Origin of the sequence: Streptomyces sp. NRRL S-1813 (genome assembly GCF_000719605.1) — a bacterium.
GTDB classification, from domain to species: Bacteria; Actinomycetota; Actinomycetes; order Streptomycetales; family Streptomycetaceae; genus Streptomyces; species Streptomyces decoyicus.
Window position 1 is genome coordinate 77,181 of the sequence record NZ_JOHB01000001.1, and the last position, 26,134, is coordinate 103,314.

General features: G+C 72.5%; 18 protein-coding genes. 10 read left to right on the forward strand and 8 right to left on the reverse strand.

Annotated elements, in window-relative coordinates:
- Positions 1 to 167: 167 nt before the first annotated feature.
- Positions 168 to 2,624 (forward strand): DNA helicase PcrA, encoded by a 2,457-nt coding sequence (gene pcrA, locus IF67_RS0100330; RefSeq protein ID WP_030981139.1) that lies wholly within the window; start codon positions 168 to 170, stop codon positions 2,622 to 2,624.
- Between the two features lie 51 nt (positions 2,625 to 2,675).
- Here the strand turns inward: pcrA and IF67_RS45645 are convergent, their stop codons facing one another.
- Complete coding sequence (locus IF67_RS45645; protein WP_030981140.1) at positions 2,676 to 4,556, reverse strand: M23 family metallopeptidase; 1,881 nt, start codon at positions 4,554 to 4,556, stop codon at positions 2,676 to 2,678.
- Between the two features lie 249 nt (positions 4,557 to 4,805).
- On the reverse strand, positions 4,806 to 5,738 hold the full coding sequence (locus IF67_RS0100340; RefSeq protein ID WP_030981141.1) for an esterase/lipase family protein: 933 nt from the start codon (positions 5,736 to 5,738) through the stop codon (positions 4,806 to 4,808).
- A 372-nt stretch (positions 5,739 to 6,110) separates the two neighbouring features.
- Here IF67_RS0100340 and IF67_RS0100345 point away from each other — a divergent pair, with 372 nt between their 5' ends.
- Complete coding sequence (locus tag IF67_RS0100345) at positions 6,111 to 6,569, forward strand: cobalamin B12-binding domain-containing protein (protein WP_051817429.1); 459 nt, start codon at positions 6,111 to 6,113, stop codon at positions 6,567 to 6,569.
- A gap of 59 nt (positions 6,570 to 6,628) precedes the next feature.
- Here IF67_RS0100345 and IF67_RS0100350 read toward each other — a convergent pair whose 3' ends face one another.
- Together IF67_RS0100350 and IF67_RS0100355 are read right to left on the reverse strand one after the other, a co-directional pair.
- Positions 6,629 to 8,566 (reverse strand): DUF5691 domain-containing protein, encoded by a 1,938-nt coding sequence (locus IF67_RS0100350; protein WP_234340935.1) that lies wholly within the window; start codon positions 8,564 to 8,566, stop codon positions 6,629 to 6,631.
- Positions 8,567 to 8,646: 80 nt separating this feature from the next.
- Positions 8,647 to 10,008 carry an SWIM zinc finger family protein gene (locus tag IF67_RS0100355; protein ID WP_030981144.1) on the reverse strand — a complete coding sequence of 454 codons (1,362 nt, stop codon included), beginning with the start codon at positions 10,006 to 10,008 and terminating at the stop codon, positions 8,647 to 8,649.
- A gap of 167 nt (positions 10,009 to 10,175) precedes the next feature.
- On the opposite strand from IF67_RS0100355, the gene IF67_RS0100360 reads away from it, so the two are divergent.
- The 5 genes from IF67_RS0100360 to IF67_RS38640 all read left to right on the forward strand — a co-directional run bounded on the left by IF67_RS0100360 (position 10,176) and on the right by IF67_RS38640 (position 17,676).
- On the forward strand, positions 10,176 to 11,330 hold the full coding sequence (locus IF67_RS0100360; RefSeq protein ID WP_030981145.1) for an ATP-binding protein: 1,155 nt from the start codon (positions 10,176 to 10,178) through the stop codon (positions 11,328 to 11,330).
- On the forward strand, positions 11,327 to 14,020 hold the full coding sequence (locus IF67_RS38635; RefSeq protein ID WP_078889196.1) for a DUF5682 family protein: 2,694 nt from the start codon (positions 11,327 to 11,329) through the stop codon (positions 14,018 to 14,020). The genes IF67_RS0100360 and IF67_RS38635 overlap by 4 nt, the downstream gene beginning before the upstream one ends.
- Positions 14,017 to 15,348: a VWA domain-containing protein gene (locus IF67_RS0100370; protein ID WP_030981147.1), complete on the forward strand. Its 1,332-nt coding sequence runs from the start codon at positions 14,017 to 14,019 to the stop codon at positions 15,346 to 15,348. The genes IF67_RS38635 and IF67_RS0100370 overlap by 4 nt, the downstream gene beginning before the upstream one ends.
- A gap of 134 nt (positions 15,349 to 15,482) precedes the next feature.
- Complete coding sequence (locus IF67_RS0100375) at positions 15,483 to 16,361, forward strand: hypothetical protein (RefSeq protein ID WP_158713015.1); 879 nt, start codon at positions 15,483 to 15,485, stop codon at positions 16,359 to 16,361.
- 94 nt (positions 16,362 to 16,455) lie between these two features.
- Positions 16,456 to 17,676 (forward strand): hypothetical protein, encoded by a 1,221-nt coding sequence (locus tag IF67_RS38640; protein WP_158713016.1) that lies wholly within the window; start codon positions 16,456 to 16,458, stop codon positions 17,674 to 17,676.
- 294 nt (positions 17,677 to 17,970) lie between these two features.
- On the opposite strand, the gene IF67_RS0100385 is transcribed toward IF67_RS38640, so the two are convergent.
- On the reverse strand, positions 17,971 to 18,846 hold the full coding sequence (locus tag IF67_RS0100385; RefSeq protein WP_030981149.1) for a peptidoglycan-binding protein: 876 nt from the start codon (positions 18,844 to 18,846) through the stop codon (positions 17,971 to 17,973).
- Positions 18,847 to 19,701: 855 nt separating this feature from the next.
- Between IF67_RS0100385 and sucC the strand changes: the two genes are divergently transcribed.
- Positions 19,702 to 20,877 (forward strand): ADP-forming succinate--CoA ligase subunit beta, encoded by a 1,176-nt coding sequence (gene sucC, locus IF67_RS0100390; protein ID WP_030981150.1) that lies wholly within the window; start codon positions 19,702 to 19,704, stop codon positions 20,875 to 20,877.
- Between the two features lie 20 nt (positions 20,878 to 20,897).
- The gene (gene sucD / locus IF67_RS0100395; RefSeq protein WP_030082896.1) at positions 20,898 to 21,782 is read left to right on the forward strand and encodes a succinate--CoA ligase subunit alpha; all 885 of its coding nucleotides are present in this window, start codon (positions 20,898 to 20,900) and stop codon (positions 21,780 to 21,782) included.
- Positions 21,783 to 22,080: 298 nt separating this feature from the next.
- Here sucD and IF67_RS0100400 read toward each other — a convergent pair whose 3' ends face one another.
- The 3 genes from IF67_RS0100400 to IF67_RS0100410 form a co-directional block, all read right to left on the reverse strand.
- Complete coding sequence (locus tag IF67_RS0100400) at positions 22,081 to 22,329, reverse strand: hypothetical protein (protein WP_030981151.1); 249 nt, start codon at positions 22,327 to 22,329, stop codon at positions 22,081 to 22,083.
- A 105-nt stretch (positions 22,330 to 22,434) separates the two neighbouring features.
- Positions 22,435 to 23,184: a DUF4232 domain-containing protein gene (locus IF67_RS0100405; RefSeq protein ID WP_030981152.1), complete on the reverse strand. Its 750-nt coding sequence runs from the start codon at positions 23,182 to 23,184 to the stop codon at positions 22,435 to 22,437.
- A gap of 201 nt (positions 23,185 to 23,385) precedes the next feature.
- Positions 23,386 to 24,225, reverse strand: a complete 840-nt coding sequence (locus IF67_RS0100410) for an RNA polymerase sigma factor (RefSeq protein ID WP_234340936.1) — start codon at positions 24,223 to 24,225, stop codon at positions 23,386 to 23,388.
- A 99-nt stretch (positions 24,226 to 24,324) separates the two neighbouring features.
- Here IF67_RS0100410 and IF67_RS0100415 point away from each other — a divergent pair, with 99 nt between their 5' ends.
- Complete coding sequence (locus tag IF67_RS0100415) at positions 24,325 to 26,118, forward strand: DUF6350 family protein (RefSeq protein ID WP_234340937.1); 1,794 nt, start codon at positions 24,325 to 24,327, stop codon at positions 26,116 to 26,118.
- Positions 26,119 to 26,134 lie beyond the last annotated feature (16 nt).

Below are 26,134 nucleotides of genomic sequence, written 5' to 3' on the forward strand. Positions count from 1 at the left end.
CGGGGGTTGTTGTGGCAGATGTCGGATTCGGGTAGACGAGGCGGCGCCCGGTCTGTGAAGGGCCCGGCCGCCTGACCTGCCGCGGCGCCACGGCCCGCTCCGTATGCGCCCCGCAATTGCCTACTCCGCGGCGGGCTGTCAGTGCGGCAGCCTAGACTCGGTGGGCGATGAGCAGCCTCTTTGACGACAGCTTCCTGGCGGACCTCGGCCACAAGGGCGAGGAGGAGCACCAGCCGCCTCCCGAGGACGAGCACGGCCCGGCCCCGGAGGAGATCCCCGCCGACCTCTTCGGCGGGCGGTTCGACGCGCCCGCCCCCAGAGAGGCGTTCTACCGCGACGGCGCCGCCCGTCCCGCCCTCCACCCGGCGACGCTGCTGGAGGGGCTCAACGACGAGCAGAAGGCCGCCGTCGTGCACACCGGCGGCCCGCTGCTGATCGTCGCCGGCGCCGGCTCCGGCAAGACCCGGGTGCTGACCCACCGCATCGCGCATCTGCTCGCCGAGCGCCATGTCCACCCCGGCCAGATCCTCGCGATCACGTTCACGAACAAGGCCGCCGGTGAAATGAAGGAGCGCGTCGAGGAGCTCGTCGGCCCGCGCGCCAACGCCATGTGGGTCTCCACCTTCCACAGCGCCTGCGTCCGCATCCTGCGCCGCGAGTCCAAGAAGCTGGGCTTCACCTCGTCCTTCTCGATCTACGACGCCGCCGACTCCAAGCGCCTGATGGCCCTGGTCTGCCGCGATCTGGATCTGGACCCCAAGCGCTACCCGCCCAAGTCCTTCAGCGCGAAGATCTCCAACCTCAAGAACGAGCTCATCGACGAGGAGACCTTCGCCGGGACAGCGGCCGACGGTTTTGAGAAGACCTTGGCCGAGGCGTATGCCATGTACCAGGCCCGGCTGCGCGAGGCCAACGCCCTGGACTTCGACGACATCATCATGACGACGGTCAACCTGCTCCAGGCCTTCCCCGATGTCGCCGACCACTACCGCCGCCGCTTCCGCCACGTCCTCGTCGACGAGTACCAGGACACCAACCACGCCCAGTACACCCTCGTCCGCGAGCTGGTCGGCCCCGCCGAAGCCGCCGCCGAGCTGTGCGTCGTCGGTGACGCCGACCAGTCGATCTACGCCTTCCGCGGCGCCACGATCCGCAACATCCTCCAGTTCGAGGAGGACTACCCGGACGCGACGACGATCCTGCTGGAGCAGAACTACCGCTCCTCGCAGACGATCCTCTCCGCCGCCAACGCGGTCATCGAGCGCAACGAGAACCGCCGCCCCAAGAACCTCTGGACCGACGCCGGCGCCGGCCCCAAGATCACCGGCTATGTCGCCGACACCGAGCACGACGAGGCCCAGTTCGTCGCCGACGAGATCGACCGGCTGACGGATGCCGGTGACGCCAAGGCCGGCGATGTCGCCGTGTTCTACCGCACCAACGCCCAGTCCCGTGTCTTCGAAGAGATCTTCATCCGGGTCGGGCTGCCCTACAAGGTCGTCGGCGGCGTCCGCTTCTACGAGCGCAAGGAGGTCCGCGACGTCCTCGCGTACCTGCGGGTGCTCGCCAACCCCGAGGACACCGTCCCGCTCCGCCGCATCCTGAACGTCCCCAAGCGCGGCATCGGCGACCGCGCCGAGGCGATGATCGACGCCCTGTCGCTGCGCGAGAAGATCACCTTCCCGCAGGCGCTGCGCCGGGTCGACGAGGCGTACGGCATGGCGGCCCGCTCCGCCAACGCCGTCAAGCGCTTCAACGTCCTCATGGAGGAGCTGCGCACCATCGTGGAGTCCAAGGCCGGACCCGCCACGATCCTGGAAGCGGTCCTGGAGCGTACGGGCTACCTCGCCGAACTCCAGGCCTCCACCGACCCGCAGGACGAGACCCGGATCGAGAACCTCCAGGAACTCGCCGCCGTGGCCCTGGAGTTCGAGCAGGAACGCGGCGAAGAGAATCCCGGCACCCTCTCCGACTTCCTGGAGCAGGTCGCGCTGGTCGCCGACTCCGACCAGATCCCGGACGAGGACGAGGAGGGCAGCGGCGTGATCACCCTCATGACGCTGCACACCGCCAAGGGCCTGGAGTTCCCGACGGTCTTCCTGACCGGCCTGGAGGACGGCGTCTTCCCGCACATGCGCTCGCTGGGCCAGACCAAGGAGCTGGAGGAGGAGCGCCGGCTGGCCTATGTCGGCATCACCCGCGCCCGCGAGCGGCTCTACGTCACCCGCTCGACGATGCGCAGTGCCTGGGGCCAGCCCTCGTACAACCCGCCCTCCCGGTTCCTGGAGGAGATCCCGGGCGACTACGTGGAGTGGAAGCGGACGGGCCCGGCGACGCCGTCCGCGTCGATGGGCGGTATGTCGGCGGGCGGCGGAGGCGGCGGCTTCGGCGGCGCGCTGTCGTCGTCGCGCGCCAAGGGCCCGAGCGGCTTTGCGACCCGTCGCGCCAGCGACCGTCCGGTGGTTGCGCTGACCATCGGCGACCGCGTCACCCACGACAGCTTCGGACTCGGCACGGTCGTCGGCGTCAAGGGCAGCGGCGACAATGCCGAGGCCACGATCGACTTCGGCGGCGAGAAGCCGAAGCGGCTGCTGCTGCGGTATGCGCCGGTGGAGAAGCTGTAACGGGAGCCGTACGGGCCGGGTGACGGGATCCGTCACCCGGCGGAACGGCGGTCAGTTCGGGTTGAGGTCGTGGCCGCGCAGCCACGGCAGCGGGTCGACCGCGGAGCCGCCGCCGGGGCGCACCTCGAAGTGCAGATGCGGGCCCGTGGAGTTGCCGGAGTTGCCCGAATAGGCAATCTGGTCACCGGCCTTGACCGAACCGGACCGGATCTTGGTGCTGCTCAGATGGCAGTACCACGTCTCGGTGCCGTCGGGCGCCGTCACGATCGCCATATTGCCGTAGGCGGAGTTCCACTGGGTGCGGACGGTGCCGTCGGTGGCGGACATGACCGGGGTGCCGTAGCTGACCGGGAAGTCGATGCCGGTGTGCACGGACATCCAGTTCACACCGGCCTGGCCGAAGGTGGCGCTCAGCCCGTGCTGCTTGACCGGCAGCACGAACTTGGGGCGCATGGCCTCCTTGCGGGCCGCCTCCTTCGCCTTGCGCTCACGCTCCAGCGCCTGGCGCTCCTTGAGGTCGATCCGCTCCTGGGTGCGGCTGGCCCGGTCGCGGAAGTCGTCGGCGCTGGCGCTGAGTCCGGCGAGCTGGGTGTCGAGCTTGTTGTTGGCCGCGGACGGCTTGACGGCCCCGGCGTCGGGCGCGGCCTGGGCGGTCGCTTCGCCCTTGTCGTCCCCGGTGATTCCGGTGACGGACGCGGCGGCCACGGCGCATACGCCCATGGCGGCGACCGAGGGGACGGCGACGGTCAGCAGCGCCGACCGCTTCACCGGGCGCTTCCGGCCCCGGCCGCGGACCGCCTTTCCGGCAGCCGGCGCGGCGACCCGCCGTCCGGCGGGAGCGGGGGCCGCGGCGGTGACCGGCATGGCCTGCGTCATGGCGTCCGCGACGGCGGCGGCCTCGCTGGTGCTGTCGGCACCGTGGGAGAGGCCGTCGTCACCGGAGAAGCCGTCGTCGGTCCCGGGCCGCCCGGCCTCGAAGACGTCGGTGTCGAGCTGATCGGTGTCGAACTGGCCCGTGTCGAACTGGCCGGTGTCGAACTGGCCGGTTTCGGTCCGGTCGGTGTCGAAGTGCGGGGTTTCGCCCCACGTGGTGGTGTCCCAGTGGACGGTGTCGGCCGGGGGCGGGCCGGCCTGCGCCGGGATGCCGGCGATCAGATTGCGGTCCGTGGTCGGCCAGACCGCCGTGGCCTCGAAGCTCCCGGTGTCCTGGAGCGCCGTGTCCTGGAGCGCGGTGGCCTGCCGGCCGACCGCGTCGAAGGCACCGGCGCTCTCGTACGTGCCGGTGGCGTAACTGCCGGTGTCGTACGTGCCGGTGGGGTAGCTGCCGGTGTCGTACCCGCCGTGCCCGTAGGCGGTGGCCTCGTAGGCGGCCGGCTCGTATGCGGTCGTCGTCTCGTACGCGGGAGCCGCGTAGCCGGCCGCGTCGTGGGCCGAGGGCTCGTACGAGGTATGCGCATAGGGGTCGTAGCCCGCGGAGTGCGGGTCGGCGGCGGCGTAGGTGCCGTTGTCGTATGCATCGGTCCCGTAGGCGCCGGTCTCGTAGGTGCCGGTGTCCCATTGCGGTGAGGCGTAGGTGCCGGTGTCGTAGGCGCCGGTGGAATAGCCGTCGCCGTAGCCGTCGGCCGCCGGGTAGGTCCCCGTGTCGTACGCACCGGTGTGGAAGGTGCCCGTGCCGTACGCGCTCATGCCGTAGGCGCCCGCGCTGTGCGTGCCGGTGTCGTACATCCCGGTGTCGTAGGTGCCGGTGTCGTACATACCGGTCTCGTACGAGCTGGGGAGCGACCCGAAGAGGGGGTCGCCATCGCCGTATTCGGCGCTGCCCGTGGGGGATTGCTGCTGCCCGTAGGAGTCGTAGGCCGGATAATGCGCATACGAGGCGTCGGAAGCGGAGCCGGTCGGGAGCTGAGCCCCCGATGGGTGACGGTCGTTCACCAACTTCTCTTTCGCCTCGGCAGCAGGAGAATTAGCGGCGACTGTACCCGGCGGTACGCGGCGGCGACAATCTTCAACAGGTTTTGGGCTCGGCGAGACCGGGCATTTGGCCGCCTTTCGGCAGTACCCATGCGAGCTCTTGGCGCCCCGTTCGATGCTTGTTCGATCGCGCGTCAAGATCACGTCGCCTCTGCGGCGCGGATTCGGCGTCGCGCGGGACCGGTCGGCGGGTGTCGCGACCGGCCGGGGTCAGGCCACCGAAATGACGTCCGCGGCCCCTTCCGCCGTCTCGGCCGAGGTCAGCGCTTCACGTATGCCGGCGGCGACGGTCCCGTTGACCGGCAGGGCGAGATGTCCGACACCGGCGACATGAACGTTGTACGCGAGCAAATCCGGATGGTCGATTCTGGCCGTCGTCGCGGGAACCATCACCTGGTCCTCCTCGCTCCAGAAAGCGACAAATTGTGTCCGGCAATTCGGCGCCGGACGTGACAACTCCGCAATCACCTCGGAATCGGGCCGCATCTGGCGGACGATCGGGTGCGCCGACATCAGGGGCGCGATGCGGGTGCCGGAGTGCGGCGTGCCGAGCGTGACCAGCACACGGACCCGGGCGTCGCCGCCGAGCCGCTGCACGTAATAACGGGCGATCAGCCCGCCCAGGCTGTGGCCCACGATGTCCACCCGGCGATGCCCGGTCCGCGCGCACACCTCTTCCACATGGCGGTTCAGCAGCTCGGCGGCCTTACGGAGATCGCAGGTCAGCGGGGAGTAGTTGAGCGCCTCGACATGGCGCCAGCCGTGCCGGTGCAGCGAGCGGCGCAGCAGCAGGAAGACGGAGCGGTTGTCGATGAAGCCATGCAGGAGGAGGACCGGTGGATGGGCCCGGCCCTCGGTCGGCAGCAGTGACGGCGTGCCGGGGGCGGGCTGCCGTGCCTCGGGTGCCGGGTGCCCGTCCGGGGGCCCGGCTGCGGGGTGTGCTGCGGGTCCTGGCGCGGGTCGTTCCTGGGAGATGCCGGTCGGGTAGAGGAGGAGATGGCCGGCGAGGACGGCCAGCTCCACGACCGTGCTGCGCAGGATCAGGGAAGAGGCGCGGGTGGGGAGCCGGCGTGCGCCCTGGAGTGGTGCGGCGCAGAGGCGCGCGAGCAGAAGAGGTGTGGAGAGAAAGGGCAGGGCCTGCATGGCCGACCTCCCGAACGGCATGCGGGAGGCGACTGTGACCCCCGTATGCCCTCGTGGGAAGCCATGAGCAGCGAGGGCGGGCCTGCGGCGTACCCGTCCTGATGCGCGCCCGGCGGCGCGGTGGCCCGGCTGCGGCTCCCCGAGCGCCCGCCCCGCGCGCACGCAGCCCGGCCCTGGCGGCACGACACGCGGAACACAGCGCGTAGCGAACGTGTCCCATGTGTGATTTCCCCCTCCCCGGATGTCACGAAACGGCTGGGTACGCGATGCTGGCGATAACGTTCGTTCACGCTCGTGGCCGCCGGATCGCGGTCGCGCGATCGATTGTCGGCTCGGCGGCACCACAGTGCCGTGCATGGCTTGGAGGCAGTGATGAGTGTGGCTCGGCATGACGGAGCGCAAGCGGGAAGCCAGGGCGCGGCGGGCAGGTCGGGGCCGATCCGGGTGGTCGTGGCCAAGCCGGGCCTGGACGGGCACGACCGGGGCGCCAAGGTCATCGCGCGGGCGCTGCGCGACGCCGGTATGGAGGTGATCTACACCGGGCTGCACCAGACCCCGGAGCAGATCGTCGACACCGCGATCCAGGAGGACGCCGACGCGATCGGGCTGTCCATCCTCTCCGGCGCTCACAACACCCTCTTCGCGAAGGTCATCGCCCTGTTGGAGGAGCGCGACGCGGCGGACATCAAGGTCTTCGGCGGCGGCATCATCCCCGAGGCCGACATCGCCCCGCTCAAGGCACAGGGCGTCGCGGAGATCTTCACGCCGGGCGCGACGACCGCCTCGATCGTGGACTGGGTCAACGCGAACGTGCGCTCGCTGGCGGTCTGAGGCACCGGGCAGCCCGGGGACGCGGACGGCCGGGGCGCGGGTCGGTCCGGCGCGGCGAGTCATGGCGCGAGGGGTTGGCGCGTGGTCCGGACGGGGGTGTTGGCCGGGGTGCCGGTTCTGATGCCGGTGCCGGGGCCAGGACTGGCGCCAGGGCCGGGGCCGTGGTCGGCACTCGTATCTGTGCCCGTGCCCGTGCCCGTGTCCGCGCCTGTGCCCGTGTCGGCGCCGGGGCCGGTAGCGGCGGGGCCGGCCGAGGCGGCGGCGTTCGCGGGGTTGTTGCCGGTGGGGGGTGGGGTGAGTTCCGCGTGCATGGTGGCGCGGAGGCGAAGGGTGCCGACCAGGCGTTGGAAGGCCTCGGACCAGTAGCCGCCGGAGCCCGGTGAGGCGCCCTCCGGCTCGTCCGTGACGGCGGTGAGCATGTCGAGACGGTCCGCCGCTGCCGGGTCCAGACAGCGCTCGGCCAGGCCCATCACCCCGCTGAAGCTCCAGGGATAGCTGCCCGCGTCCCGGGCGATGTCCAGGGCGTCGACGACGGCGCCGCCCAGCGGCTCGGCCCACGGGACCGCGCACACGCCGAGCATCCGGAAGGCGTCCGACAGGCCGTGCGCCGCGATGAACTCGGCCACCCACCAGGCCCGTTCCTCGTCGGGAAGTACGGTCAGCAGCTTCGTCAGGTCCCGCGACGAGCCGGCCGGTGAGACGTCGGCCGCCTGGGAAGGAGCGCCCGGCGCACCCAGCAGGGCCCGCGCCCAGTCGGCGTTCCGCTGGCGCACGGCGGCGCGGCACCAGGCGTCGTGCAGCTCCGTCCGCCAGTCGTCGCCCACCGGCAGCGCCACGATCGCCGACGCGTCACGGCCCCCGAAGCGTGCGCGCCATCCGTCCAGCGGCGTCGCCTCCACCAACTGGCCCAGCCACCAGGACCGTTCGCCCCGCCCGGAGGGTGGTTTGGGTGCCACCCCGTCCCGCTGCATCCCCGCATCGCACTCGTGCGGGGCCTCCACGGCGATCGCCGGCGCACCGGACGTACGGTCCGGGCCGATCCAGGTGTGCGCGCGCCGCGCCATACGGGCCGCGAGTGCGGAGCCGGGGAGCGTGGAGAGCAGCTCGGCGGCCGTGGTGCGGACATTGCGGCTGCGGTCGGACAGCGCCTGTTCCAGAAACGGCTCATCGGCCGCAGAGAGGTCCTCGCGCAGCGAGTCGAGGAACATCAGACGGTCCTCGGCCCGCTCCGTGGGCCAGGTCGAGGCCAGCAGTGCCAGGCCGGCCTGCGGGTCCTGGCGGCGCAGCGCGGCCAGCAGGGCGACCCGCTCCGCGAACAGGCCCTCCTCCCACTGCTGTCGTACGCCCTCGGGATCGTCGCCCACGGGCAGCTCGGTCGTGCGGCCGGTCCCACGGAGCGCGAACTTCCATTCGTCGTTGAGCCGCGCCAGCCACAGCGCACGCGGCCCCGCCAGCGCCAGCGCGGCGGGCCGCAGGTCCGTACGGGCACGGGCGGCGTCGAGCAGCGCGGGCAGCAGCGCCTCCGGGGCGCGGTAGCCCACCTCACCGGCGGCGGCCAGCCACTGGGGCAGCAGTTCGGTGAGGTCGGGGGCCGTGCCGCGGCGGCTTCCTCCGCTGCCGCCGCGGTCGGCGAGCAGCAGGGACAGCCGGCGGCGCGCGGCGGGCGGCAACGAGGGCCGGGGGTCGGCCGGGGCCGGGGCGGGCCGCTCAGCGGCCGGCGCGGGGCGCAGTGCGGCACGCCGACGCACCGTGCTCACCGCGGCCGCGTCCAGCAGCGCGGCGGCGGCGCCCTGTCCGGAACGCACCGCCACCGGCGGCGTACGCCGCTCGGTCCCCAGAAGCGCGGCGCTCACGAGATCGGCCCAGGGGGCCGGGGCGGTCTCGGTGGGGGAAGGGGGCGCGGTGCGTGCGGAGGGAGGGGTGGGGGCGGTGGGGGTGAGGGGAGCAGTGGGAGTGGTGGGAAGAGTGGGTGCCGTGGGCGTGGTGGTGCTCGTCATGCCCTTCCTCCAGGCATCGGTGGTGGACGGCGTGCGCGGGTGGCGGGGTGTCGTGGCCGGCGGTGGCGCCGGGGCCCGGGTCACAGGGACACCGGGGCGGGGTCCCAGGCGGTCAGCGGCAGAAAGCCGCGGTGGCCGCATTCGCCGAAGACCGTGACCGGCGCCCCGCCCGATATGGCGGCCAGCTGCCACAGGCTCGTACGGCCCAGGCACCGCGGGTCCAGCGGGAGCGCCGACTCGCCGTCCGTATCGGCCAACTGCCAGCTCGTCCCGTCGCGGCTCGGTATCGGTGTGACATCGGCGAGCACCACCGGCCAGGAATCCAGCCAGGGGTCGTCGCGCAGCGCGTCGCCGTACGCGGCCAGCGCGGCATCGATGCCGCAGCCGGGTGGTACGGGCCCCGGGGCCGCCGGGGCGTGCCGCTCGCCCAGGACGGCGCGCAGCGGGCGGGCCCCCGGGTAGTAGGCGAGATCCGCGTCGAGCACCAGGCCGGGCGCCAGGGCCACATCCAGGGGGCGGTTGGCCCCGCCGAAGGAGAGATGCAGTGCCATCCGGCCGGTCCGCTCGCCCCGCAGAAAGATTCTGCGGGTGGTCAGCTTGCCGTCGTCGCTGTCCTGTTGGGCGAGCACCAGCCAGCGGTCCCGCACCGTCGCCGCCTCGGGGCCGGTCAGCAGATCCGCCGCCTCCGTGGTCAGCCCGACGCGTGAACGGACCGTCGCCGCGAGCGGGGCCGGCAGCCGCTCGATGCCGAGGAACCCCTGATCGAGGAGGTGCAGCAGCGCGCACTCCTCCAGCAGCTGCGCCGGCCAGTGAGGGCCGGACGCCACCGCCGAGCCCAACTCCCGTACCCGCGAGGCGAGTCCGGGAGCCTGTGCGTCGACCATACGGGCGGCCGTCTCGTCCCAGGAGCCGTAACCCGAACGCTCGGCCGAGGCCAGGCCGGACCGGAGCAGATCCTCCAGGCGCTGCTCCAGTTCCGTGGCGCCGGCGCCGATCCGCTGCATCCGGCGCTCCGCCCGCCGCTTGGCCGCCTCCGGGTCGGCCGGCGCACGCGACGGAGAGGCGGCACCCGAGGGCGCGCTCGCGGACCGCTCGGCGCGCGCCCGGCGGCCGGCCAGCCATTCGCCCGCCCACTGCGCCGGTTCCCCTGCCGTCACCTCACGGCCGTCGCCCGCCCAGAGCAGCAACAGCCCCAGCGCGTGCTTGCACGGAAACTTACGGCTCGGGCAACTGCACTTGAAGGCAGGGCCCTTGATGTCCACGACCGTTTGATACGGCTTCTTGCCGCTGCCCTTGCACTGCCCCCACACCGCACCCTCGTCCGCGCCCGTTTCCGACCACGGTCCCGGCGCCGCGAGCTTGCCGCCCGCCCTGCGCGAAGCCTCGTCAGGCGCCAGCGCGAGCACCTGATCCGTCGTCCAGCGTTCCCCCTGCGGATTCATGTCATCGACGCTACGACGCCCCACTGACAATCGTCGTGGCCCGCGATGAACTCGCAGCTCAGCGTGGGTTATCGGGGGATTGTCAGTGGGGTGGTGCAGGCTTGATTCCGCAAGCGGCCGCAGGGATTTCGGGGTGCCGGCCGCACACGTTGCGACGAGGGGGATCCATGTCCGAGAACAGCTTCACGACGACGGACGACGAGAACAATCCGAGCGCTGGGGCGGCGCCGCACGCCGCGGGCGGCGAAGCGCTGCGACCGCATGCCGAGGACACTTTCGCGCAGGAGCTGAAGGCCCTCGCGGCGGCCGACGACCGGCCGCGGCCGGAGCGCTGGCGGCTCTCGCCGTGGGCGGTCGCCACCTATCTTCTCGGCGGCACGCTCGCGGACGGCACGGTCATCACACCCAAATATGTCGGCCCGCGCCGCATCGTCGAGGTCGCCGTGACGACCCTCGCGACGGACCGCGCACTGCTCCTGCTCGGCGTGCCCGGCACCGCGAAGACATGGGTGTCCGAGCATCTGGCGGCGGCCGTCAGCGGCGACTCCACCCTGCTGGTGCAGGGCACGGCCGGCACCCCGGAAGAGGCGATCCGCTACGGCTGGAACTACGCCCAGCTGCTCGCGAACGGCCCCAGCCGCGAGGCGCTGGTGCCCAGTCCGGTGATGCGCGCGATGGCGCAGGGCATGACCGCGCGGGTCGAGGAGCTGACCCGCATCCCCGCCGACGTCCAGGACACGCTGATCACGGTCCTGTCGGAAAAGACCCTGCCCATCCCGGAGTTGGGGCAGGAGGTGCAGGCCGTGCGCGGGTTCAACCTCATCGCCACCGCCAACGACCGCGACCGCGGGGTCAACGAACTCTCCAGCGCGCTGCGCCGCCGCTTCAACACCGTCGTGCTGCCGCTGCCCGCGACCCCGGACGAAGAGGTGGACATCGTCTCGCGCCGAGTCGAGCAGATCGGCCGCTCGCTGGACCTCCCGGCCGGGCCGGAGGGCCTGGACGAGATCCGCCGGGTCGTCACGGTCTTCCGCGAGCTGCGCGCCGGTCTCACCACCGACGGCCGGACCAAGCTCAAGTCCCCCTCCGGCACCCTCTCCACGGCCGAGGCCATCTCGGTGGTGACGAACGGGCTGGCGCTGGCCACCCACTTCGGGGACGGCGTGCTGCGCTCCGGGGACGTGGCCGCCGGCATCCTGGGCGCCGTGGTCCGCGACCCGGCAGCGGACCGGGTCGTATGGCAGGAGTATCTGGAGACCGTGGTGCGCGAGCGCGACGGCTGGAAGGACTTCTACCGCGCCTGCCGTGAGGTGAGCGCATGAGCGAGCGCAGCGAGCGGACGACGAACAGGTGCGGGCCGGTGCTGCTCGGGGTGCGGCATCATGGCCCCGGGTCGGCGCGTGCGGTGCGGGCCGCCCTGGAGCAGTGCACGCCCGACGCGGTCCTGATCGAGGGGCCGCCGGAGGCGGACGAACTGGTGCCGCTCGCCGCCCAGGAGGGGATGCGGCCGCCCGTCGCGCTGCTCGCCTATGTACAGGACGATCCCGGCCGCGCGGCGTTCTGGCCGCTGGCCGAGTTCTCCCCGGAGTGGGTGGCGATGCGCTGGGCACTGGAGCACGGCGTCCCCGTCCGCTTCATCGATCTGCCCGCGGCCCACTCCCTGGCGATGCGGGAGGAGGGGGAGACGGCCGATGGGGGGACGGCCGACGGGAATCCTGCGGCGGGTGCGGAAGCCGACGGCGAGAAGCAGGGCGTCGGCAAGGGGGACGCCGACGGCGCTCACGCCGGAGGCCCGGTGGCCGCGGCCGACGGGCCCGGTGAGCAGGAGGCTGCCGCGGAGGCCGATGTACGGGTCGATCCGATCCGGGTGCTGGCCGAGGCAGCCGGGTATGACGATCCCGAGCGCTGGTGGGAGGACGTGGTCGAGCACCGCGCGGGCCGGGCGGGAGCCGGGAGCGGGGGAGACCCCGGTGCCGATGCGCTGGCCCCGTTCGCCGCGCTGGCGGAGGCGATGGGGGCGCTGCGCGAGACGTACGGCGACGGCGGACACGACCGCGACCCGGTGCGCGAGGCCCATATGCGGCTGCGACTGCGGGCCGCGCGACGGGAGTTCGGCGACGGCATCGCCGTGGTGTGCGGCGCCTGGCATGTACCGGCCCTGGCCCACCGCACCACCGTGGCCGCCGACCGGCAGCTGCTCAAGGGCCTGCCCAAGGCGAAGGTGGCGATGACCTGGGTGCCCTGGACGCACCGACGGCTCTCCCGCCACAGCGGTTACGGCGCCGGAATCGCCTCGCCCGGCTGGTACGGCCATCTCTTCAGCGCCCCCGACCGCCCCGTCGCCCGCTGGCTGACCAAGGTCGCCGGGCTGCTCCGGGAGGAGGACTACGCCGTCTCGTCGGCGCATGTCATCGAAGCGGTGCGGCTCGCCGAGGGGCTGGCCACGGTACGCGGCCGCCCGCTGGCCGGGCTGACGGAGCTGGACGATGCGGTCCGGGCCGTCATGGGGGACGGCTCCGACGCCCCGTCGTCGCTGATCCACGACCGGCTGGTGGTCGGGGACGTGCTGGGCGAGGTCCCGGACGACGCCCCCGCGGTACCGCTGCAACGGGACATCGCCCGCAGCCAGCGGTCGCTGCGGCTCAAACCGGAGGCGCTGGAACGGGAACTGGAGCTGGACCTGCGCAAGGAGACCGACGCCGGCCGCAGCCGTCTGCTGCACCGGCTCCGGCTGCTCGGCATCCCCTGGGGCGAGCCCACCCGCTCCCGCGGCAGCACCGGCACCTTCCGGGAGACCTGGCGGCTGCGCTGGGAGCCCGAACTGTCGGTGCGGGTCGCGGAGGCCGGCATCTGGGGCACGACCGTGCTCTCGGCCGCCACCGCCAAGGCCGCGTCCGAGGCGACCGGGGCGGCCACGCTCGCCGAGGTGACGGCGCTCGCCGAGCGCTGTCTGCTCGCCGAACTCCCCGACGCCCTCCCGGTGGTGATGCGGGCGCTGTCGGACCGCGCGGCCCTGGACGCGGATGTGGGCCATCTCGCCCAGGCGCTGCCCGCCCTCGTGCGGTCCGTGCGCTACGGCGATGTGCGGGGCACGGACGCGGCGGCGCTCCGTGAAGTGGCCATGGGCCTGGCCGAGCGGGTCTTCGTCGGATTGCCGCCGGCCTGCCCGGGGCTGGATGCCGACGGCGCCGCCGAAATGCGCGGCCATCTCGACGCCACCCACCAGGCCGTCGGCCTCCTCGGCCAGCCCGAGACCGGGCAGCCGGGCGGCGACCCGACCGGCCAGCCGGCCAGCCATCCGACTGGCCGGCAGACCGGACCGCACACTGGCCAGCAGGCCGACCAGCCGACCGCTCGGCAGACCGGAGCGCAGCACCTGCGGGCGCGGTGGGCCGGAGTGCTGCGGGCGGTGAGCGAACGGGACGCCGTACCGGGGCTGATCCGCGGTCGGGCGGCCAGACTGCTGCTGGACGAGGGCGAGTTGGGTGACGGGGGCGCGGAACGGCTGATGGGGCTCGCCCTCTCGCCGGGCACTCCGCCCACCGACGCCGCCGGCTGGATCGAGGGATTCGTCGGAGGCGGGTCCGGCGGGGATGGCGGCATGCTGCTGGTCCATGACGCGCGGCTGCTCGCACTGGTCGACGGCTGGCTGACCGGAGTGCCGGACGCCGCCTTCACGGGCGTCCTGCCGCTGCTGCGCCGGACCTTCGCGGAGTACGAGGCCGGAGTGCGGCGCACCCTCGGCGAACTGATCCGCCGCGGCCCCTCGTCGCCGTCCCACCGCCAGGCCGGTGACGCCCCGGACGCCGCCGCGCCCGGCTTCGGCCCCGGCCTGGACCGCGACCGTGCCGCGGCCGTCCTGCCCACCCTGCGCATGCTGCTGGGGATCGGGGCACACGGGTTTGACGACGGGCCGGACGACGGGCTGAACGACGGGTTGAGCGGCGGGCCGCACGGCGACCAACCGGACACCACCCGACCGGCCGACGACCTCACGGGGGCACGGACATGACCAGTACGACACCGGACCTGACGGCGACCACAGACCCGGCGGACACCACGACCACCGCAACCACCGACCCGACGGCGACCACGGCCACAGACCCAGCTTCCGTCCCTGCCTCCTCCTCTTCCGCCTCCTCTTCCGCCTCCGTCCCCGCCGACTCCGCCACCGCCACCTCCGAAGCCGAGCGGCTGCGCCGTTGGCGGCTGGTGCTCGGTGGTGGCGGTGCGGACGGCACGGGGTGCGAACTACGGGGGCGGGACGCGGCGATGGACGGGGCGCTGGCCTCGCTCTACGGCCGGGAGGAGGGGAGCGGCGGCAAGGCGCCCGGCGGCAGGCGTGCGGCGGGGCTCGGGGCCTCGGCGCCCGGGGTCGCGCGCTGGCTGGGCGACATCCGTACGTACTTCCCGTCCTCCGTGGTGCAGGTGATGCAGCGCGACGCCATCGACCGGCTGGGGCTGTCGGCGCTGCTGCTGGAGCCGGAGATGCTGGAGGCCGTCGAGGCGGACGTGCATCTGGTGGGCACGCTGCTCTCGCTCAACAAGGTCATGCCGGAGACGACCAAGGAGACCGCCCGCGCCGTCGTCCGCAAGGTCGTCGAGCAGTTGGAGAAGAAGCTGGCGCAGCGCACCCGCGCCACCCTCACCGGCGCACTGGACCGCTCCGCCCGGATCAGCCGGCCCCGCCATCGCGATATCGACTGGGACCGCACGATCCGGGCGAACCTCAAGAACTACCTCCCGGAGTACCGCACGGTCGTCCCCGAGCGGCTGATCGGATACGGCCGTGCGGCGCAGTCGGTGAAGAAGGACGTGGTGCTCTGCATCGACCAGTCCGGTTCGATGGCCGCCTCGGTCGTCTATGCCTCGGTGTTCGGCGCGGTGCTCGCCTCCATGCGGGCCCTCGACACCCGGCTGGTCGTCTTCGACACGGCGGTGGTCGATCTGACGGACCAACTTGACGACCCGGTCGACGTCCTCTTCGGCACCCAGCTCGGCGGCGGTACGGACATCAACCGTGCGCTCGCGTACTGCCAGTCCCGCATCACCCGCCCCACCGAAACCGTCGTCGTGCTCATCAGCGACCTCTACGAAGGCGGCATCCGGGACGAGATGCTCAAGCGGGTCGCCGCGATGAAGGCGTCCGGCGTGCAGTTCGTGACGCTGCTCGCCCTGTCCGACGAGGGGGCGCCCGCCTATGACCGGGACCATGCCGCGGCTCTCGCGGCACTGGGCGCCCCGGCGTTCGCCTGCACCCCGGATCTGTTTCCGGACGTGATGGCGGCCGCTATCGAGAAACGGCCGCTGCCCATACCGGACATGGCGGAGCAACGGTGACAGGAACCCCCGTGGGACTTGCGTGGCACCTGGCTCCTCATGCAAGGATCAGGCCATCGCTCGATCGCCCGCGACGCGCGTGACACCGGGGCTGTGTGCCTGGGGTGTCCCCGTCCGTATGGGAAGGTCCCCCCTTGTCTGCTGTGCTCGCTCTGCCTGCCGCTGTGCGCCTTCCGCGCACGGTGGCCGTGCGGCGTGCGCTGCTGGCCGGGTTCTTCCTGGTGGGCTTTGTCGCCCTCGGCTTCGCCTTCGGTCCCGGCGCCCATGCCGACGACCGCACGCGGACAGCGGATCTGCCCGGGGTGTCGACCCCGGCCGGGCCCGCGGCCGAGGCATCCACCCCGGACCGGACCGCCACCCGGGACGGGGCGGCGAACCGGCTGTCCGGTTCCGGAGCCGCCCTCGAGCGGCAGGGCAAGGCGTCCGGCGCGAAGCTCGCCGAGCGCACCCACTCCGCCTCCGACACGGTGGCCGAGGCCGTACGGCCCGCCGCCGGACAGGTCGCGCCCGCCACCGGCCGGGTCACCGAGCCGGTGAGCCGGGTCGTACGGGAGCTCGGGGAGTCGGCAGGCGCCGAACTGCCCGTGCACCTCCCGTCCGGTGAGCACGCGGAACGCCCCGGAGACGGCGCCACGCACCCGCACGGCCGTACGCCGGGCGATGCGCAGCACGCCGGTCAGGGCACCGCTGCCACGGCCGGCGGCGCTGCTGCCGCCCGGTCGTCACACTGCGCCGCTGACATGCAGGAGTCGGCCGCCGGGCACCGCCCGGCCGCCGTCCACGAGCAGCAGGACCCGGGCCACCACGACCTTCCGGGCCAGTGCCCGCAGGCTCCGATGGTGCCCAGCTCGCACACCGCCGCCGGTGACGGCCACGGCCCCCGTGGCGGCGACCAGCACACCACCGCTCCGGTGGACCCCCTGCGCTTCCGGCTGCTGCCCGGTGGCGTCCGCACGGCCGATGGCGCTCCGACGCGTCGGCGTGCCGAAGAAATCCTCGAATTCCCGGGCTAGGGCAGACCGCTCCGCGTCTGTAACTGGACCTGCCGCGCGGGGGCGGGACAGGTCTGCCCTTTCACCCCTCCTGAATTCGAAGGACATCACCTCCATGCGCTCGAACATTCGCCGTTCCATCGTCGTTGCTGCCGCCGCCACCGGTCTGTGGGCCCTGGGCTCCGTCGCCGCCAACGCCGCCGAGCTGCCCGTCGGTTCGGACCTGCCGGCCACCGGCACGGTGACCGACACCGCCAAGCAGCTGCCCACGGGTGACGTGGCCGGCACCGCGAAGAAGACGGCCGGGACCGTCACCTCCACCGCCAAGAAGACGGTGGGCAAGGCCACCGGCGCCCTGGGTGGCGGCGTGTCGACCCAGGACCTGCCCACCGGCAAGCTGCCGCAGGCCGGCGGGGTGACCGGAGCGCTGGACGGCGTGCAGAAGCAGGTCCCCGGCGTCGGTCTGCCGAAGACCGGTGAGGTGCAGAAGGCCGCCGACCTGAAGAAGGCCAAGAAGGCCGCCAAGGCCGTCAAGAAGGCCGCCAAGGCCGCCGACCTCGGCAAGGCCGGCCGCCTCACGAACGGCACGCTGCCCTCCGTTCCGTCGCTGCCCGCGACCCCGGGCGTCCCGGCCGCCCACCTGCCCGGCACCCCGGCGCTGCCGAAGGCCCCCGCGCTGCCCAAGGCGCCGGGCTCGGCCGACAACCTGCTGGCCGGTCTCGCCGGTGCGGGCATCCGCCCCGAGCAGCTGACGAAGCAGGCCCAGGGCGCCCTGGCCACCGCCCGTCCGGCCGTCGACCAGACGGCCTCCGACGTGCTGCCGCCCGTCGCCCGCCGGGTCGTCGTCAAGGTCGTGCCGGTTGCCCAGGGTGCGGTCGGCGGTGCCGGTCAGCTCGCCGGTGACGCGGCCGGCCAGGCGACCCCGTTCGTGTTCACGGTCGGCGGCCAGGCGCAGCTGTTCGTGCAGGGCGCGGCCGCCGACGCGGTGCCGTTCGCGCAGGGTGTGGCCGCCGACGCCGCGCCGTTCGTCCAGGGGAAGGCGACCGACACCGTGGCGTTCGCCCAGGGTGCGGCCGCTGACGCCACCCCGTTCGCGCAGGGCCTGGCCGCCGTCGTCGTGACCGACGCGCAGGGCACCGCCGGCAAGGCCGTCGCCGGTGTGCAGGGCCTGACCCCGGTCAAGTCCGTTCCGGCCGTCCCCGCCGTTCCGGCCGTCCCCGCCGTTCCGGCCGTCCCCGCCGTTCCGGCCGTCCCCGCCGTTCCGGCCGTCCCCGCCGTTCTGACGCCGTTGCCGTTCCGGCCGTTCCGTCCGTCCCGGCCGTGCCCGCCAACCTGACCGACGCCGTTGCCGTCCCGGCCGTGCCCGCCAACCTGGCCGACCTGACCAACGCCGCCAACATCCCGGCGCTGCCCGCCCTCCCGGTCCAGGCCGTCTGAGGCCTCAGGCCGACACCACCGGCTCATCGGCCGCGGCGGCGGCCGATGCCGGAACACCCATGAACAGCCGGGCGGACCTCTGTGGGGGAGGACCGCCCGGCTTTGGTGTTTCCACCGCACCGCTTTCGTCCCGCGGGCGCCAACAGGCTTGCAGGGTCTACATGCTGGGCTACGTGTCGGACGATGTGTTGGGCTACGAGCGGGGCACCCGCAACCGTTCCCAGCTGATCTTTCCCGGCACCCCGTCCGCATCCTCGCCGTGGAAGCCGAGCTTGCGCTGCCAGGCCGCGTACGACTTCCGGTCCGCCTCGGTCCACTCCGGACCGGGGCCGACTTCGTAGTGGCCGCAGTCCTCGGCCACCAGCCGCGCCCCCATCGCCGTGATCACCGGGCTGCGGGCCCCGGACCGGAAGAAGTTCGCGCCGGGGAACGGCTCGTACGCCGGCTGCTGCGGCTCCGGCGAGCCCTCCGCCGCCTTCGCCAGCCGCTTCTTGATCCGGCCCCGCAGGTCGTCCATCACGATGCCGCGCGGATCGACCTTCCCCGGCTGCCACTCCTTGTGCCCGATCACCGAGTGCTCGTTCCAGCCGTGCGCACGGCAGATCGCCGCCGTGGCCTTCTCGATGGCGAGCTTCTGCGCCTCGGGCCAAGGGTCCTTGCCATCGCCGAGGTTGATGCATTCGAAGCCGTAGAAGTGGCGGTTGCCGTCGGTGTCCGCCTCGTCGTCCGGCGGCAGCTCCGCGTCCTCGTTGATCACCGCACGCAGGACGTCGCCGTCACCGAGCCCGGCGTGGTTGGCACGGCCGTTGCCGACGAGATGGACCTGGCCCTGTTTGTCGATCACGCCGTGGCACAGCGGCCCCGGCAGGTCGGAGCGCCCGTCGTAACACAGGTCCACCGAGCTGTCGGTGCCCTGTGTGGCGGTGTGATGGACCATCACGCCGTTCATCGGGCCCCAGGGACCCTTGGCGTTCCGGTTGTGCTCACGCCAGTCGCGGACCTCGTGGACCACCAGGCCCTCGTTGCGCAGCGCCGCGATCAGCTTGCTCGCGGTCAGGGGAGTGGCCATCGGCCCGTACCTCCTACGTCGACCGCGGCTTCGGCCGCCGCGGTGGTCTGTGCCCTGCTCGGCACCGGACCCGCCGCGCCGTACGCCGCTTCCGGTGCCGAGTGCGAGGGCACCGAGAAATCGAGAAAGGGGGAACGGGGGGAACGGGGCCAAGCCTGAAGTGTGTGACTCCTGATGCGTTTGTATCCGTAGGTGCTCAAGACAGTGTCCGAAGCGGCCAGTTGAAGGGTCAAGAGGGCGTTCCGGACCCGACTGCGGAGGTCTGGTGAGTACGACTCGCGGCTTCTTCCCCAGGGATTCCCGTGCCGTCGGAACCGGAATCGCCGGAGGCGGGGCGCACAGAGGCGACCGGGAGGAGGCCGCGAACGATGCGCGACGTGAGCGTGCACGCCGAGTGACAACCGGGCCGTGGTACGGCGGGGCGGGCGGCCCCTGACCCTCAAGATCTTCGGGGAGGCCGAAAACCGGCCGACGGAACCCACGGCAAACAGACCCACGACAAGCCGGCCGGCGGCAAACAGACCCACGGCAATCCGGCAGACGACACACAGACCCACGGCAAATCGGCGCACGGCAGACCAGCTCACGACAAACCGGCCGACGGCATGCAGAAATCCCGAGAAGGCGTAACTTGGCCAAAAGATCTGTGATGGTAATCACCGCTGGAGTGTGATCTGCAATTTAGGGCCTCAGGTCCTGCGGCGATAACCTGCGGGACGGACATGCCGCGTATCCGGTCACCGTGTACGCCTCCCTCAGTGACAGCGCCGTCACGTTGCCCTTCGCGGCACGCCCATCGCAGACAACGAACCGCGATCACTACGGCGATTCTGAGAAGACAAGGGACGGACGCGCGTGGACCTGTTCGAGTACCAGGCGAGGGACCTCTTCGCCAAGCACGGTGTACCGGTGCTGGCCGGTGAAGTCATCGACACGCCTGAGGCGGCGCGCGAGGCAACCCAGCGGCTGGGCGGCAAGTCGGTCGTCAAGGCGCAGGTGAAGGTCGGTGGCCGCGGCAAGGCCGGCGGCGTGAAGCTGGCCACCAGTGAGGACGACGCGGTCGAGAAGGCCGGTCAGATCCTGGGCATGGACATCAAGGGCCACACGGTCCACAAGGTGATGATTGCCGAGACGGCTCCGGAGATCGCCGAGGAGTACTACGTCTCGTACCTCCTCGACCGCACCAACCGCACCTTCCTGGCCATGGCCTCCGTCGCCGGCGGCATGGACATCGAGGAGGTCGCGGCCACCCGGCCCGACGAGCTCGCGAAGGTCCCGGTCGACGCCAACGAGGGCGTCACGATCGAGAAGGCCCGCGAGATCGTCGCCCAGGCGAAGTTCCCGGCCGAGGTCGCCGAGCAGGTCGCCGAGGTCATGGTGACCCTGTGGAAGACCTTCGTCTCCGAGGACGCGCTCCTCGTCGAGGTCAACCCGCTGGCCAAGGTCGCGAGCGGCGAGGTCATCGCCCTCGACGGCAAGGTGTCCCTCGACGAGAACGCCGAGTTCCGCCAGCCGGAGCACGACGCCCTCGAGGACAAGGACGCAGCCAACCCGCTCGAGGCTGCTGCCAAGGCCAAGGGCCTGAACTACGTCAAGCTCGACGGCCAGGTCGGCATCATCGGCAACGGCGCGGGTCTCGTCATGAGCACCCTGGACGTCGTCGCCTACGCCGGCGAGAACCACAGCAACGTCAAGCCCGCCAACTTCCTCGACATCGGTGGCGGCGCCTCCGCCGAGGTCATGGCGAACGGCCTGGAGATCATCCTCGGCGACCCGGACGTCAAGTCCGTCTTCGTCAACGTCTTCGGTGGCATCACCGCCTGTGACGAGGTCGCCAACGGCATCGTCCAGGCCCTGGAGCTGCTCAAGTCCAAGGGCGAGGACGTCAACAAGCCCCTGGTCGTGCGCCTCGACGGCAACAACGCGGAGCTCGGTCGCGAGATCCTGTCGAAGGCCAACCACCCGCTGGTGCAGCGCGTGGACACCATGGACGGCGCGGCCGACAAGGCCGCCGAGCTGGCTGCTAAGTAAAGGACGAGGACACAACAACCATGGCTATCTTCCTGACCAAGGAAAGCAAGGTCATCGTCCAGGGCATGACCGGTGCCACTGGCATGAAGCACACCAAGCTGATGCTCGGTGACGGCACCAACATCGTCGGCGGTGTGAACCCGCGCAAGGCCGGCACCAGCGTCGACTTCGACGGCACCGACGTGCCCGTCTTTGGCTCGGTCGCCGAGGCGATGGAGAAGACCGGCGCCGATGTGTCCGTCCTCTTCGTGCCGCCGGCTTTCGCCAAGGCCGCCGTCGTCGAGGCGATCGACGCCGAGATCCCGCTGGCCGTCGTGATCACCGAGGGCATCGCGGTGCACGACTCCGCCGCCTTCTGGGCGTACGCGAAGGCCAAGGGCAACAAGACCCGGATCATCGGCCCGAACTGCCCCGGCCTGATCACCCCCGGCCAGTCCAACGCCGGCATCATCCCGGGCGACATCACCAAGCCCGGCCGCATCGGTCTGGTGTCGAAGTCCGGCACGCTGACCTACCAGATGATGTACGAGCTGCGTGACATCGGCTTCTCCTCGGCCGTCGGCATCGGTGGCGACCCGGTCATCGGCACCACGCACATCGACGCCCTCCAGGCGTTCGAGGCGGACCCCGACACCGACCTGATCGTGATGATCGGCGAGATCGGCGGCGACGCCGAGGAGCGTGCGGCCGACTTCATCAAGGCCAACGTCTCCAAGCCGGTCGTCGGCTACGTCGCGGGCTTCACCGCGCCCGAGGGCAAGACCATGGGCCACGCCGGCGCCATCGTCTCCGGCTCCTCCGGCACCGCCCAGGCGAAGAAGGAGGCCCTGGAGGCCGCCGGCGTCAAGGTCGGCAAGACCCCGTCGGAGACCGCGCGGCTCGCCCGCGAGATCCTCGGCGGCTGACTGCTGCCTCCCGGCCCGACCGCCGGACCTGACGCACGCCGTCCCTGACGGCCGTCGTCGACACCGCCGGACTCCTGCCCTTGTGGCGGGGGTCCGGCGGTGCGCTTTCCGGGGTGGAGACCGCGCGAAGACCGCGCCCGGCAGCCGGTTGATCCACCGGCCACAGGAACATCGCTGCGGGGGTCCGTGAAGCGGTGTGAAGCGGAAAGTCCGCCGCCCCCGGTGGTGTCACACGGGGGGCAGCGGACTTTCTCAGGCGCCACGTCAGCGGGACGCGTCCCCGCCGAGCGGAGACCGGTCAGCGGTTGAAGATCGGCATGATCTCCTTGCTGTCGTCGCACCACACCTCGTGGTATCCGTTCGCCTGGGCATTCGGGAGTTCCGACGCTTCGCACTCCGCCTTCGAGGGGTACCTCTCGGCACCGACGGGAACCCAGCCGTCGCCGGGGGGCGGGGCGGCGAAGGCGCTGGTGGCGGACAGCGGAACGGCGACCGCCGCGGCACCGACCGCGAGACCGACACCGATACGAGTACGCCACGACTTCATAGTTGTCTCCTTGTCCGTCTTTCGCGTCTTGTGTGTCTTTCGCGTTCTGGGCCGGTCCGGCTCAGAAGGTGTTGTCGGCGCGGGGCCGGGGCAGTGCGGGGGTGGTCAGCCGATGGGGTTGACGAAGGTGCCCGGGTGCGTGGCGCCCCGCTGGTCGACGAGCGTGCCCCAGGGCCATTCCACGGTCAGCGCGGTGGTCTCGTTGGGCGGGGTGACCTCCGCGAAGGCGGGCTGGTAGAAGCCCTTGTCTTCCTTGGTCATGGCGAGGTTGAGCGTGAAGTCGGTGCTGTCGCCGGGCTTCAGGGTGATCGAGCTGAACTTCTTCGACGAGCGGGCCAGCGACCAGCGCTCGCCGCCGTTCTCGGACTTGAGGTCCACACCCGGGAAGCCGCCGATCTTGCAGGTGCTGCTGCCCTTGTTGGTCAGCACGATGCTGGTGGTCGTCCCGCCGTCCGCGTCCGGGTCCGGGGCGGCATCGCCGCCCGTGGCGAACGACGCCTTCAGGCCGGAGGTGTGGCAGCGCTGGGCGCCCGAGCCCGACCCACCACCGGCGCCCTGTGCGCTGCCCGGCTGCTTGGTCGCAGCGCCCGCCTTGGCGTCGGCCTTGGCATCGGCCTTGGCGCCGGAGCTCGCCTGGGCATCGGAGCCCTGCGCCCCGGCGGAGGAGCCCGCGCCGCCGGCCCCGGAGGAGCCCGCATCGGCGGCCACACCCGTGTCCGCGCGGTCCGCGGGCTTCGCGCCGGCGGCGTCCGAGCCGGAGCAGGCCGTCAGGGTGAGGCCGGCTGCTGCGGTCAGGGCCGCGGCGGCAAGGCGCAGGGTGCGGCGACGAACGGTGCGGGTGGTGGTGGCGCTCATGTGGGGTCCCCCGGGGCAGATGGTGTCGTTGGCTCTTCGGTACGTCACCCACTCTGGTCTGGGCCACTGTCGCGAGGCTGCCGCTCCGCTAACGTCCGGCTAACACGGGTGTGATGAGGGGAAGGGCTCCAAGGAGAACCCGAAGAACCAGGCGCGGCCGCCTAGTTGGGAAACATGCAGCTGCTTGCCGTCGCACACGCCCTAGCGGACGTCGGGGGTCAGCCGGGCCTGCCGGAGCCGCTTCCGTACGGCCGCGTTTCCTTGCTTCCTGATGTCCGCGCCATGGCGCGGGGCCGGTGAGAGGCGGGTGTGCGGCGCGGTCGCCAGGGGCTTGTCGGGCGACGGCGTGTAGTGGTCCGGCGTCGCGATCATCATCACCAGTGTCGCCAGCGCGAAGAGTCCGGTCAGCCCGACGGCCGCAAGTGTGGTCCGCAGGTCGCTGCGTTCGCTGCCGCTCCGTACGCACTGCGCGGCGGCGGGAGTCACCGGCTGTGCGGCCGCCAGCCCGGTGAGCCGGGCCCGCAGGATCTCGCCCTGCCCGACCGGCGGCTGCCCGCCGAGCCCCAGCTCCGGCAGCCGCTCGGCGATGTGCTCGCGCGCATGCGTCAGCCGCCCGGCCGCGGCCGGTGTGCTCGCCTCGATCTCCGCCGCGGTCTCGTAGAGGCCCATCCCGAGCCCGTCGTGCAGCAGGAGCGCCCGCCGGTACGGGGCGGGCAGGCTCAGCAGCGACTCCAGCAGTGCACGGTCCGAGTGCTCGCGCTCCTGACAGTGCCTCGGCTTACGGGCGGGCCGCAGCCCGGGGCACAGCCGGTGCCACGGCGTCAGCGCGTACTCGTACGCGGCCGCCCGCACCCACCCCGCCGGATCCGGGTCCACCGCGACCTGCGGCCATCGCTGCCAGGCCAGCCGGAATCCCTGCTCCACGGCCCGCCGCGCGAGCCGCGGCCGCCCGGTGAGCAGATACGTCTGCTGCGTCAGCGCCGCTGCGTGCCGGGCGTGGAGATCGTCGAAGGCACTGGCGGCCTGCTCGCACTGGGTCATACAGAGCAGTGTGAAAACCGGCATCACTGGATGCACTGCGACACGTCGGGCATTTCACCAGTACAGGGATGAAAGGTCTCTTGTTGGCAGCATGTCCGCGTGAGCCAGTTGACCGATCGTGGCCCTACGTTGTCCTCGCACGGCCGAGCCGCCGCGCAGCGCTCCTCTGCGATCGGCGCGGCCTTCCTCGGCGGTGTGACGGCCGCCGGTCTCGGCCTCGGCGCGCTGGCGGTCGCCGTGCTGCTGCTCTGGGTCGCCTCGCCCGCCCCCGACAGCGGCCCGTCCCGGGCGCTGCATCTCGCCGCCGACCTGTGGCTGATGGCGCACGGCGGTGACCTCGTACGCACCACGGGCCACTCCGGTGCCGCGGCCCCGGTCGCCATGACCCCGCTGCTGCTCGCCGTCCTCCCGGTCTGGCTGCTCCACCGGGCCGCCCGCCACACCCTGGCGACCGCGGCCGACGGCCACCTTGGACCCGGCGCGGACGGCGGCGATGCGGACACCACCCGGACGGTCACGCCGCGCACCCTGCTCGGTGCGCTGCTCAGCGGCTATCTGCTGATCGCGGCCGGTGCGCTGATCTACGCCTGCACCGGGCGGATGAGTGCCGAGCCCCTCAGCGTGCTGGCCGCCGTACCGGCCACCGCGGCCGCCACTCTCGCCGGCACGGCCTGGTGCCTGCTCGGGCAGCCGGGCACCGCGCTGCTGCCCGCCCGCGTTCTGCGGGCCGGGGCCAAAGTGCCGCGCGGTCTGCGGACCCTCCTCGGCGGCTCCCGGTCCGCCGCCGCGCACCGCGCCGCAGGCAGCGCCCTCGGTGCCCTGCTCGCCGCCGGCGCCCTGCTCACCCTGCTCTCCCTGGGCCTGCACGCGGACCGGGTACGCCTGGACCTGCTGCACCTGGCGCCCGACTGGGCGAGCCGCGCCACGGTGCTGCTGCTGTGCCTCTTCCTGCTCCCGAACGCGGCCGTCTGGGGTGCCGCATACGGCCTGGGGCCGGGCTTCACGGTCGGCGCCGGCAGCACGGTCGGCCCGCTGGGGACCGTGACCTCTCCCGTGCTGCCACAGCTTCCGCTGCTCAGCGGGCTGCCGGACGCCGGGCCGGGCAACCCGCTGACCTGGGCAGTTGCCGTGGTGCCCGTGGTGGCGGGGGTCCTGCTGGCCCGCTCGGTGGTCCGCTCCGTGGCCCGTAACGCGGCGGCCCCCGGCGGACCCTGGTCCTGGTGGACGACCACATGCGTGGCAGCCCTGGCCGCCGGCCTCTGCGGCGTTGTCATGGCGGCGCTCGCGGGCCTGGCGGGTGGCGCACTGGGCACCGGCGCGCTCGCCTCGTTCGGCCCGAGCTGGTGGCGTACGGGCCTCGCGGCAGCGGCCTGGACCGCCCTGACCGGCGTCCCGGGCGCGCTCGCCCTACGGGCCTGGCGTCTGCGCGCCGGGCGCTTGGCGGACGGGGCCGGTCAGCAGGGCCAGGAGGGGCGGCAGTGCCAGGAAAGTCAGCAGTGCCAGGAGAGCCAGGGGGAGCCGGGCGGTACGAAGGGCAGCGATACGGGCGGAGAGGACCGTACGAAGGGTGAGGGCCGCGCAAAGGCGGAGGGCCGTACGAAGGGCAGCAGCGTCAAGAAGGGCGCGGGCCGTACGAAGGGCCTGGTCGGCGCGGAAACCGGCGGCGGCGCCAAGAGCGGAGGCGCTACGAACGGTGCGGCGGACGGTGCGGCGGACGGAGCCGACCGGAGCGGCACCGAAGACACCCGCCCCGATACCACCACCACGCCGACTGCCCCCGATCCCGACGCCGGTCCCGAGCCCGGTGCCGATCCCGACCGCGGCCCTCACCCCGGCCCCGGCGCCCTCGCCGCCGCGGAACCGGCCGTCACCTCTGCCACCTCGGACAGCTGACACCGGTCACCACCGC